The organism is Enterobacter kobei, from assembly GCF_001729765.1.
GTDB classification, from domain to species: Bacteria; Pseudomonadota; Gammaproteobacteria; order Enterobacterales; family Enterobacteriaceae; genus Enterobacter; species Enterobacter kobei.
Genome location: NZ_CP017181.1, coordinates 2,084,268 through 2,095,971, shown reverse-complemented (window position 1 = coordinate 2,095,971; position 11,704 = coordinate 2,084,268). Strand labels below are relative to the sequence as shown.

At 53.9% G+C, this 11,704-nt stretch carries 9 protein-coding genes and 1 pseudogene; 4 read left to right on the top strand and 6 right to left on the bottom strand.

The annotated features are described in order from the left end of the window. Nucleotides 1–149: 149 nt before the first annotated feature. Both manA and BFV64_RS10195 read left to right on the top strand, forming a co-directional pair. A complete protein-coding gene (gene manA, locus BFV64_RS10200; RefSeq protein WP_069602026.1) occupies nt 150–1,325 on the top strand; it encodes a mannose-6-phosphate isomerase in 1,176 nt (391 codons plus the stop codon). A gap of 99 nt (nt 1,326–1,424) precedes the next feature. Next, the gene (locus BFV64_RS10195; protein ID WP_023337197.1) at nt 1,425–2,957 is read left to right on the top strand and encodes a YdgA family protein; all 1,533 of its coding nucleotides are present in this window, start codon (nt 1,425–1,427) and stop codon (nt 2,955–2,957) included. 104 nt (nt 2,958–3,061) lie between these two features. Here the strand turns inward: BFV64_RS10195 and BFV64_RS10190 are convergent, their stop codons facing one another. Then, nucleotides 3,062–4,090 (bottom strand): Mal regulon transcriptional regulator MalI, encoded by a 1,029-nt coding sequence (locus BFV64_RS10190; protein WP_069602025.1) that lies wholly within the window; start codon nt 4,088–4,090, stop codon nt 3,062–3,064. 177 nt (nt 4,091–4,267) lie between these two features. Between BFV64_RS10190 and BFV64_RS24190 the strand changes: the two are divergent. Continuing rightward, nucleotides 4,268–4,462 (top strand): annotated as a pseudogene (locus BFV64_RS24190) (PTS sugar transporter subunit IIBC); the annotation flags it as partial. Between the two features lie 139 nt (nt 4,463–4,601). Here the strand turns inward: BFV64_RS24190 and BFV64_RS10185 are convergent. Then, entirely contained in the window at nt 4,602–4,919 is a 318-nt protein-coding gene (locus BFV64_RS10185) for a hypothetical protein (protein WP_069602024.1), read from the bottom strand. After that, entirely contained in the window at nt 4,919–5,158 is a 240-nt protein-coding gene (locus BFV64_RS10180; RefSeq protein ID WP_069602023.1) for a hypothetical protein, read from the bottom strand. Before BFV64_RS10180 ends, BFV64_RS10185 begins: the two co-directional genes overlap by 1 nt. Nucleotides 5,159–5,257: 99 nt before the next feature. On the opposite strand from BFV64_RS10180, the gene BFV64_RS10175 reads away from it, so the two are divergent. Then, nucleotides 5,258–5,524 (top strand): DinI family protein, encoded by a 267-nt coding sequence (locus BFV64_RS10175; protein ID WP_069602022.1) that lies wholly within the window; start codon nt 5,258–5,260, stop codon nt 5,522–5,524. A gap of 130 nt (nt 5,525–5,654) precedes the next feature. Here the strand turns inward: BFV64_RS10175 and BFV64_RS25870 are convergent, their stop codons facing one another. From BFV64_RS25870 to BFV64_RS10160, 3 genes are read right to left on the bottom strand one after another with little or no spacing between them, the layout of a single operon-like run. After that, nucleotides 5,655–6,791, bottom strand: a complete 1,137-nt coding sequence (locus BFV64_RS25870; RefSeq protein ID WP_235611145.1) for a tail fiber domain-containing protein — start codon at nt 6,789–6,791, stop codon at nt 5,655–5,657. Between the two features lie 60 nt (nt 6,792–6,851). Beyond that, nucleotides 6,852–7,817, bottom strand: a complete 966-nt coding sequence (locus tag BFV64_RS10165; protein WP_032636937.1) for a DUF6453 family protein — start codon at nt 7,815–7,817, stop codon at nt 6,852–6,854. Between the two features lie 4 nt (nt 7,818–7,821). Then, a complete protein-coding gene (locus tag BFV64_RS10160) occupies nt 7,822–11,676 on the bottom strand; it encodes a TipJ family phage tail tip protein (protein WP_069602021.1) in 3,855 nt (1,284 codons plus the stop codon). Between the last annotated feature and the right edge of the window lie 28 nt (nt 11,677–11,704).

The following is an 11,704-nucleotide window of genomic DNA, read 5'->3' as shown; positions in this document are numbered from 1 at the left end:
TGCCCGGCTTAAAAGCGAGTCAGCTTATCCTACACAATTTTTTAACAAAAACTGAGACTAGTACGACTTTTTACATCCACAGGTTACTTCCATGTGGTTTATTGCTTTAATACCCGAAGTTAATTCCACAATTGAATCAGGGCTTGATAATGCAAAAACTCATTAACTCAGTGCAAAACTACGCCTGGGGAAGTAAAACTGCGTTAACGGATCTCTACGGTATCGCGAACCCGAACAACCTGCCGATGGCAGAACTGTGGATGGGGGCACACCCGAAGAGCAGCTCAAAAATTGAAGACGCCAGCGGCCAGGTACGCAGCCTGCGTGACGTAATTGATGCCGATAAAGCCGCGCTGCTGGGTGACAAAGTCGCTCACCGCTTTGGCGAACTGCCGTTCCTGTTTAAGGTGCTGTGCGCCGACCAGCCGCTCTCCATCCAGGTTCACCCGAACAAGAAAGCCTCTGAAATTGGCTTTGCGAAAGAGAACGCGGCGGGTATCCCGTTAGACGCCGCCGAGCGTAACTACAAAGATCCGAATCACAAGCCGGAACTGGTCTTTGCGCTGACCCCGTTCCTGGCGATGAACGCATTCCGCGAATTTTCCGAGATCGTTTCCCTGCTGCAACCGGTCGCGGGTGCTAACAAGGCTATCGCCCACTTCCTTGAAAACCCGAATGCCGACGCGCTGAGCCAGCTGTTTGCCAGCCTGCTGAATATGCAGGGTGAAGAGAAATCTCACGCGCTGGCGGTGCTGAAAGCGACGCTGGACAGCCAGCACGGTGAACCGTGGGAAACCATCCGTCTGATTTCCGCGTTCTACCCGGACGACAGCGGCCTGTTCTCTCCCCTGCTGCTGAACGTGGTGAAACTGAACCCGGGCGAAGCGATGTTCCTGTTCGCGGAAACCCCGCACGCCTACCTGCAGGGCGTGGCGCTGGAGGTGATGGCCAACTCCGATAACGTGCTGCGCGCGGGCCTGACGCCGAAATATATCGATATTCCTGAGCTGGTTGCCAACGTGAAGTTTGTGGCAAAACCGGCAGGTGAGCTGCTCACCCAGCCTGTCAAAACAGGTGCAGAGCTGGACTTCCCGATCCCGGTGGACGATTTTGCCTTCTCCCTGCACGACCTTAGCCCGGCCGAAACCACCATTGCGCAGGAGAGTGCAGCAATCCTGTTCTGTGTCGAAGGCGAAGCCACGCTGCACAAAGGTGAACAGCGTCTGGTACTTAAGCCCGGTGAGTCAGCGTTCGTTGCAGCGAATGAGTCTCTGGTTAACGTAAGCGGTACCGGTCGTCTGGCGCGCGTTTTCAATAAGCTTTAAGCACTTACTGAATTTTTTAACAACTCTTGCTAAGCTAGTTGCAGGCTTAATATCTCCGGGCGGTTTTTACCGCCTGGTTTCATTTTAGGGATAGTCGCAATGAAAAAATCGGTCGTAGCGGTTGGAGTGATTGTAGCGTTAGGCGTGGTCTGGACGGGTGCCTCCTGGTTTACCGGGAAACAGCTGGAAGGCCGTCTGGCTGAGATGGTGGCACAGGCTAATGGAGAGATTAAGCGCAGCGCGCCGGAAGCAGGTCTGGAACTGAGCTATCAGAACTATCAGCGCGGCGTGTTCACCAGCCATATGCAGCTGGTGGTGAAGCCAGTGGCCGGTAATGAAAACGGCTGGCTGAAGCCAGGCCAGAGCGTGGTGCTGGATGAAGTGGTCAGCCACGGTCCGCTCCCGCTGGCACAGTTGAAATCGTTTAATCTGATACCGTCCATGGCATCAGTTCACACCGTGCTGGTGAATAACGACGTCACTAAACCGTTGTTTGATCTGGCAAAGAATGAATCCCCTTTCGACATTAACACCCGCATCAGCTACTCCGGTGATACCAGTTCCGATATTGCCCTAAAAGCGCTGAACTATGAGAAAGAGAATGAGAAAGTCGCCTTCAGCGGCGGCAATTTCAAAGTCGACGCGGATCGGGATGGCAATGTCTTCTCCCTGACGGGTGAAGCGGAAAGCGGCCTGGTCAACGCCGTAAACGAATACAACCAAAAAGTTCAGCTCACCTTCAATAAGCTGAAGGCCGACGGCAACAGCCGTATGACCGATTTTAAAGAGCGTATCGGCGATCAGACGCTCTCCGTTGATAAGATTGCTATCGCGATTGAAGGTAAAGAGATGGCTGTGCTGGAAGGCATGGACGTCAACGGCAAATCCGACGTTTCCAAAGACGGGAAAAGCATCAACACCCAGCTGGACTACACGCTGAAAAGCCTGAAGGTACAGAACCAGGATCTGGGCACCGGCAAACTCTCGCTGAAGATCGGCAATATCGACGGCCAGGCGTGGCATGAATTTAGCCAGAAATACAGCAAAGAGAGCCAGGCGTTGCTGACCAATACCGCTCTGCAACAGAACCCGGAAGCGTATCAGCAGCAGGCGATGGCGGTGCTGTTCGACAACCTGCCGATCCTGCTGAAAGGCGAGCCGGTGGTAACCGTTGCACCACTGAGCTGGAAAAACAGCAAAGGCGAAACCAACTTCAACCTGTCTCTGTTCCTGAAAGATCCGGCAACCGCAACGGGTGAACCGCAGACGCTGGCGCAGGAAGTGGATCGCAGCGTGAAGTCCCTCGACAGCAAGCTGACTATCCCGATGGATATGGCAACCGAGTTTATGACCCAGATTGCGAAGCTGGAAGGCTACGGCGACGAAGACGCCGGTAAACTGGCGAACCAGCAGGTGAAAGGCCTGGCGGCGATGGGCCAGATGTTCCGCATCACGAAGGTGGAAAACAATACCATCTCCACCAGCCTGCAGTACACCAACGGTCAGGTTACGCTCAACGGCGACAAAATGCCGCTGGAAGACTTCGTCGGCATGTTTGGTATGCCGACGCTGGGGATGCCGGAACCGGCTGAACCCGCAGCGCCAGCCGAACCGGCGGCACCGCAGCAGTAAACGTCAAAACCCCTCTCATGAGGGGTTTTTTATTGCCGGGTGGCGCTGACGCTTACCCGGCCTACGATCGGGGGTCGTTGCCGCCGGGCGATGTGCAGAGGCGTCTATTTCACGGTGACCAGGCGCGCCGCCACAATCTGGTGCCCGGCCTGGACATCCGTATTCTCGATGCGCTGCATGATTCTGTCCGCCAGCGTATAACCCATCTCCCGCGCGGGGGTGGTGGCCCAGACGATCGGCAGGTCATCCAGCGCGTTTTCACCGACGTCGGCGAACGCCCCCAGCGAGACCTGATGGCCAAAGAAAGTTTCCACCCCGCCCTCACCGCTCTGCCGCCCGGCGCGGATCAGGCCAAACCAGGCCCCCATAGCAATCACATCGTTGTAGCAAATCACGGCGCTGATCGTCGGGTTGCTTCGCAACAGCGCATTTATCGCTTCAGCCGCTTTCTTCTGGCTGGACTCACATTCAACAACCCATTCACTGTGGAACGGCAGACCGTATTTGATCAACGTCGCGCAGTAGCCGCCGACCCGTTCGGCGCGGGTCAGGGACGAACTTTTACCCCCCAGCCAGGCAATGCGCTGATGACCGCGACGAATAAGATGCTCGGTCAACATTTGCGCGGCCTGCATGTTATCCGGGCGCAGCGTATCCGCTTCGTCCAGGTAGCTGGCGCGCGAAGCAAAGACCAGCGGCACGCCTTTTTCGGCGGCACGCTCGCACAGTTCGCTACCCACGCCCGACGCCCCGGCGACGATCACCCCGTCCACGCCCTGGTTGAGCAGCATATCCAGCCGGGAAAGGAGCTGATCGGCTTCGCGTCCGCCGTGCAGCAGAAAGACCATCCGCCCCTGCGTTTCAAGCGCTTCGGTTAACCCGGCGGTCAATTCTGCATAAAACGGAGACGTCAGATCCCGGACAATCAGGCCAATCACCCCGCTTTGTCCACCGCGCAGCGCCGACGCCTGGCGGTTACGCACAAAGCCTAATTGTTCAACCGCCTCGTTAACTCGCTGCCCGGTGGCAGGCGAGATGCGCCCTTTTCCGCTCAGCACCAGAGAAACGGTACTGACGGAGACCCCCGCCGCCAGCGCGACATCGTTGATGGTGATTTTTTTCGCTACAGCCATGTGTCGGCGTGACTCCCTGAAATGAGATCGGTAAAACGTTTTATCAAAACGTTATCTTTATACTACCAGTCAAAGCCTGAGAATGTGATTTAGCGCGCACTAAACTTTGATAAAACGTTTTATCTTCTCGCAGCATTGAAGCAGATAAACTGATTTTAACAATAAAGGAGTCGTTTTATGACGGCGAAAGCAGCACAAAAAATATCGCTGTGGGAGTTTTTCCAGCAATTGGGTAAAACCTTTATGCTGCCTGTGGCACTCCTCTCGTTCTGTGGGATCATGCTCGGGATCGGTAGCTCACTGAGCAGTAAAGACGTCATTACCCTGATCCCGTTCCTCGGTACCCCCGTACTGCAGGCAATCTTCATCTGGAGACTATTAAGTCTTTTAACGAGGTGGCTTGATGTTGGATTGATGTGCGGTAACTTCTGCTATGTTGCCGCGATACGATTTGTCATTTGCAATGAACTAACGTCGTTTCGCGGTAACTTTATGCCCCACCCATGCCCCATCACACCACCCTGTCATCCTGCATCACGCTGTTGATGAAGAATGTCACCCGCCCCATCACCTCAACCTCTTCCGCAGCCTCCCCCTCTATCGCTTCACCATCATCACAAATCAGCGCCCTGCCCATGACCCTGGCAAACTGAGTCCGTCCGCCGCTGAGGATTAGCAGAACCTGATTCTGTACCAGTCTGGTGCACGGCTCGATAACCACAAAGCCAGACGAGGTTTCGAGGATGCGGCTGTCCATGCCGATCCCGCAGATAATTTCCGGAGATAAACGCGGTGCTACGAAATCAGCCGCCGGTGAAGGAAATCCCATCAGTGTACCCTCCCCATGTTACGCAGGATCCAGTATCGGTTCTCACTTCCGTTTGTTGTCTTATCGGCGAAGTCCGGCTGGTATCGCTCGATCCATGAATTTGCATCCTCCTGGCTGAAATGCCAGTGCCTATCCTGCAGTTCGGCGATGAATTTGTCTGTATGCAGGCAGAGATAGCCCTTCTGGTTTTGCTGTATGGCCGCAATAAAAGCAGCACGAATATCCGGTTGACGAGGCATGAACTAACCCTCACTCGCACATTGACTGTATGCATATACAGTAGTATTTTTATGAAAACAGATCAAGCACAGGCAATTTTCACTTAAGAGGGGATCGGTATGTTTGTTGAACTGGTTTATGACAAGCGAAATGTTGAAGGGCTCGAAGGGGCCAGAGAAATCATACTGGCAGAGCTGACGAAGCGGGTGCATCAGATTTTCCCTGATGCCGAAGTGAAGGTGAAGCCGATGCAGGCAAACGGCCTGAATAGCGACGCCAGCAAAAGCGATCGGGAAAAACTGAACCGCATGCTGGAGGAGATGTTTGAAGATTCTGACATGTGGCTGACCTCTGAGTCTCCTGCTGTTCGCCAGGTTGGGCTTTAACTATCTATCGTGTAATATTCCCCGCGTTTGCTCGGGCATGAACACTGAGCAACCAGCCGCCGCCCGTTCTTTCTTAAGACGGGCGGCGGTTTTCTTAGCAAAGCGTTTCAATATGCTGTCTTCAGGTATATCAAGCTCCACCCTGTTTTAGCTCATCAACCTGTTTACTAAGTTCTGCTACCTTTGCGTTAAGTGCCTTTATGGCTGCAAGGGCATCCATAAGCAATGGGTTAAGGTCAAGGGTCATTTTGCCCACTCCCTCGGCGCTGTGAACGTATTCCGGGTCAATCTTTTCAATTTGCTGCGCGATTACACCACGGCGTACTGCTTCACTGTCGTCATCCTTATACCTGAACGATACGAACTCCATCGCATCGATGTTTGCCAGCGCGATTTCCGTATCAAGTTCAGTGATATCTTTTTTAAAGTTGATGTCTGATGTGCCGACGGCCTGTATCTGCGTCCAGGGGTAAGTGGTCGCACTAATATTATAGGCAGCGTCCTCAATGTGCCGTACGTAGAAACCTCCCTGAGTGCTTATCCAATATTGCTGGCGGCGAACACTATCATAACCCGAAACGAATCCACTGCCCGCAGTAGTTGGTTTCCATCCGGCGGGCGACGATTCTCCATACACTCCCGTTTGCAAGAGCGGTAGGCCCGGGTTGTACTGCGATAAAACTACTAAATTGCCGTAACCCTGAAGCATCACATCATCTTTCGTGCCGCTTACATAATTCTTGAGTGCTGCGGTTCCGAGCCCGAAGTTTGTGCGGGCGTCTGCCGCATTTTTCGCACCTGTTCCGCCCTGGCTGATACTGAGTGCGGTAGTCAGGCCGCTTAGGCTGGTTATATCGCTGTTAGCCCCTTTCTTCGCCAGTGATTTCTGGCCCGGTACGGTAACGGCCACACCGTTAATCGTGATAGTGACGTCTGTAGTACCGTTCATCACATCAGCGAAACCGCTCATGTAGCGCTGGTACATCGTGAAGGTTTCAGCAATGTCCTGCGCCAGGCCATCCACGCTCAGGCTGTCGCTTAGCAAAATGGAATACTTCGTTCCCGCCGGTATTGCAGGACTTGCCGCAGGAGTCACTGTGAGACTTGTTGCCCCGCCGATAGCAGTGATCTGGAATACCTGAGCGGGGCTGGTCAGTGCGATGACGGTACAGCCGTTACGAATCAGCGAGCCAGCTGCAGTGAAGTTTGTTCCCGTACCTGTAAGGGTATTTCCGCTGATGGCAATAGTGCCAGTGGTATAAATCATATTATCTCCAGACAATAAAAAACCCCGCCGGAGCGAGGTTGATTTGAATAGACAGTTAATTCAGACGTACATATCAGGCAAGACGGGAAGGCTGAGCGGAGTAATCGTGTTATTACCGAATATGGCATACTGCTCGCGTCCAAGGTATTTCCCGCCCTGAACTGAAGCGCTACCGTTCTGTATCTTTATTCCGAACATCCGATACACGTACATGCCATTTACCATATGAATCATCAGACCAAATCTGCCCAGCGGTACATAGCCGCTGCCGATGCTCACGGCACTTGTGGAAGGTGACCAGAGTTGATTGAGGTATACGAAAGGTCGCTTTGTAGTTGAAAACGTACAGGCCCCGGCTGCATTGAAGATGTTTAGCCCCGTTCCCGGCTGCGGCGTCACACCACTGGCGAAGATAACGATGTCTATCGTGCCGGTTGTCGGAGCGTCATCATTAGTTGACGGAGGACTGAAGAATCTTACTGTGTTGCCGTCGAAGTCAATCGTATTACCGCTATTACAGCGTCCGAAAACGATATATTTCGACTTGTCATAACCTGCTATCGTCGGAACCGCCCAGCCCCCGGTTGGAACATTCACAGTACCTTTCCAGATACACTGCCCTGATTGAGTTGCATTAGTTATTGAAGTGAAGTCTGTGCTGTCGCTTATGAGCAAGCCCACACCACTACGCTGGCCCGTCGGAAATATCTGCCAGAGGCTTCCGGGAAACGTGTACGTGCTTTCTCGTTCGCTGATACTGTTGTCTTTCATCGTTGAGTTCTGCGTGACTCGCGCTCCCGATATGGTGACCGAGTTCATTTTATGAAGCAGACCTGAATCAAGATAAGCCGTCGCGTGCGGGATAAACAACACCTGCGAACCGGATACATAACCGGAAATATCCGCGTACTTCGCTTTCTGATAGCCACTGTCAAAACTTGCTCCAAATGACGGGCACCGCAGGCCCGCCGTTATCTCCATTCGTTTTCCACCGTCGTTCAGCTCTATCAATAACCCTGTCGGCATATTATCACCATGTCCCAAGTACGATCCGGCCACCGCCCGGAATATTGATGGTGACGCCGTTGCCATTAATGACTGTGGTATTACCGGATCCGTTAAATGAAAAATTACCGTTGGTTGCATAAATGGAGCCACGAACCGTCACGTTGTTGAATGTGGCATATCCCGACTTGTTGATGTGCCAGCCAACGTTCCCGGTTCCGTCCCAGGTTGAAGACTGAATATAGCTGCCGATTTTGGCATTGCTGATGGTACCGTCCTGGATGAACGTATCCCGGATGAAGGTCTGCCCGTTCTGGATCACAAATGGCAGCGTAACTGTACCGCCAGCCTGCGCCATTACAGCGAATCGGTCAGCCACAAACAGTACCTGTGATTGCATGCCGGACGGCGTATTCTGAACACCAATCCCCATCCCTGCTGCATACTGATTACCATTAGAATCAACAGCGACCTTGATGCTGTACATCGCATTCAGGTTGTTATTGATGTCCGCTGATAACTGGCTGTTCTGGATAATAGCCGCAGACTGACCGTTAACCGTGACCTTCAGCGAGTTGATTTGCGTAGCAGACACCTGAGTGAAGTCAGCGAGCGTCTTTGACAAGTCAGTGACATTCGCGGTGTTTCCACCGGTGCTGGAATCCAAGGTGCGCAATGACTCAGCGACAGCTTTACTGGCGTCGGCCATCACATTGTCGACTCGCTCAATACTGGCTTTGTTATCTCCATATTGGACGCTCAGTAGGTTGCGCTGGTTAACCTGCGCGAGCGTACTGGTGATCAGCGCAATAGCATTGTTTTGAATTCCGCCGTTGGCCTTGTCCGTTTTCGCTCCCAGCTCTTCAAGGCGTGATGCCATTGAGGAATCGAGGTCCGTGACAACCTGGCTAAGGTCAGTGATTGATGCTGTATTCTGAGCACCTACAGCAGCTGCTGAATCAGCTTTGTCAGATGCGGCCTGAGTGGCAGCCGTCAATTGACTTACCGCAGAAGCGCGAGCTTCAGTTTCCGTTGCTAAAGCCTGGCGAACATCAGTAATTCCGGCTTCATTCTGCGCAGTTTTTGCCTCAAGGCGAGTAACATCCGTGACGCGCGCTTCCGTCTCAGTGGCGATCACCTCCCGGAGCTGTTCGAATTTCGCAGAGTTAGCCCCCTGCTGCGCAGTCTGGCGCACAACAACATCAGCAATAGCCAGGGCGTTGCCAATGATTGCTTCTGCTGTCTGCTTATTCGAACCTACTGCTGCAGCCAGACCATCGGCGTTCTTCTTAATCGCGTCAGAAAGTTCGGCCAGTTTCTCGCTGCTGGCTACTGCATCCTCAATTAGGTCCTTGAAGACTTCAGAACTTTTGATGTCCTCCAGGATTGCATCGGTGATATCGGAAACGTCGATGCTGGCCTGTCCTCGCACCCAGTCGGTCCATCCGCTCTGATTCCCGATCCTGTCAACAAGCCGTGCCTGGTACCAGAATTCCTGCCCTGCCTTCAGCCCCATCTGCTGATAAAGTTTCTGCGGATACGGTACAGATGCCAAAAGCATCGGATTCGAACCGTCAGCGGCAATGCTGTATTGCAGCTCAGTGCTCAGGGTGTCGCCGGTATTCGCCGGGAATCCCCAGGTGACGTTAATTCCGAATACGACGTCTTCGGAGGCTTTAAGCCCGACAGGTTTGGGTACATCACCCGCGCGTCCCTTCAGGTGTGTAAGCGCGGAAGTTGCCCAGAGACTCGACGCACCGCCGGAGTTGATCGCGCGTACACTGACCAGATAATCACCCTCGAAAATGCCAGGCACTTCGATATTGCGAAGACCGGTCTCCGGTACGTTAACCCACTCATTGTCGCCGCGCTTCCACTGCACCCGATAGGCTATGACATCCGCCTGCGGTTTGCCGTTCTTGTCGACCGGCGCATCCCAGGATGCCGTCAGGGTAGCCACTCGCTGCCCCTGGCGCACTGCGTCATAGCTCGCTACCGCGATGTTGGTCGGCTGGTTTACGAGGCCGGTTGGTATCAGACTGATTGGCGGCGTGTCCAGGCGGGCATTGTTATCGACCGCATCATATTTTGATGCGTTATATTCGGCCCCGGTGATTGTGAAGGTGTTTTCTTCATCATCAAATCTCAGGTTCGTAACGCGGAAGTATTGCAGGCGCAACTGCCCGGCATCAATAACGAATATGGCGTTCGGTAACGGCTCTGCCGTGAAAGGCGTGGCCACCACCAGCTGCGTGCCGTTTACGGCCTGGATCACCCTGCTTTCAACGGTACCGCCCTGCGTGCGGATCATCAGCGTATCGCCCGCAACTGCGCTGGTACCCCTGTCGGTTGTCACAGCCTTCAACCCGGCGTTATATCCGGTTATACGCCCGCCATAAACACGCCCTGAAAGGCGTTCGTCGGCAAATGCAAACACGGTACCTGGCACGTAGACATAGCCATCAAGCCCGGTCTGTAGCGTGATAATCCGGTCGAGTGAGTTGGAGTACACAGCCCACCCGCCGCGCCGCTGAGCCTCACTCTCGCGGGTACAGCCGATCGCAGTGATTTGCGTCTGCTTAAACTTGAATTGTTTAACCAGGTCCGGAAACATAACCGCCGTGGTGCGGTCCTGATAATGGTTATCCGGGTCGCTGAAGTTGATCAGCGCGCTTGAAAAGCGGGTTTTCTCACTGCCGCTCGAGTAGACCGGTTTACCCACTACCGAGGCGCGCGTCAGTATCTGAAGCTTCGACGTGTCCGCCGGCATGTCAGAGACAACGTTAAACATGTTGTTGCCCCAGAACGTCATGCCGTTAAAGCCTGCGGCAATATCCTTGATCACCTGCCAGGCATCGGCCTGTGACTGGATGTAAACGTCAAACAGGAAGCGCGGCTCGGTGTCGCTGCCGCCTTTGCCGTCAGGCACCTTCTGATCGCAGCGCTGGGCAATGCGGTAAAGCTCCCATTTGTCCAGCATGTCCGCAGTGACGCGGCGGCCCAGACCAAAACGCGGCTCGGTCAGAACATCGAACCAGATCCACGCAGGGTTGTTCGTCCAGCCCCACTTAAACGTTCCGTCCCAGGCCCCGCTGTAGGACCGGGCTAATGGATCGTAATTTGAAGGGATGCGGATGATTCGGCCCTTCGGCTTACAGGAAATTTTCGGGATGTTGTTGAATGACTTTGCGTTGAACGACACGTACAGCAGCGCCGTATGGGGATAGCGCAGGCGAGCATCAATCACCTCAGTGATTGCCTGTACCTGCGTTTTATTCTGTAACATCTGACTGGTGCTGTCGTCAGTGTCGCGTACCACGCGAATTTGCCAGCCAGTGCTGGCTTTGGGAAGATTAATACGGTGGGTTAGTTCATAGAGCGAACTGAGTTTCTCTGTGACGGTTCTTGTCATGACCGTAGAGAACGCACCACCATCTACAGCAAGATCGATATGGTACTTTACGGTAGTGCCGACAATATCCGCGTCGTTTTCCTGCTGCTGCAAACCCGGAATACCAATGCGAACGAGCACAGCGTCAATCTGGGTGTTGCTCAGCGCGCGCGTCCAGGGCGTGGCTTTTGTCAGCGATACGCCGACTGTAGTTTCGTTCTCCACTGCGGGGAAACCCGGAATCGGCGTCTGGGTCTGTGTTCCTGGCCGAAATTCCCAGGAAACGTTTTCAAAGTTCATCGTTCCGTCTGAGTTTCCCAGCGGCGTACCGTCCAGGAATATCCGGGTCGCATCCAGGCCACCAGCAAACTCACCCTCCCCGAGCGCCAGCAGCATGCGGCAGCGCGCCATTGACTGCGCCGAATCAGGCTGTTCTACAGGTGTGTGCTGCTTCTGGCTGCCACCCTTTGCACCAGTGATCGCTTCCATATTACATCCATAAAAAAAGCACCCGACT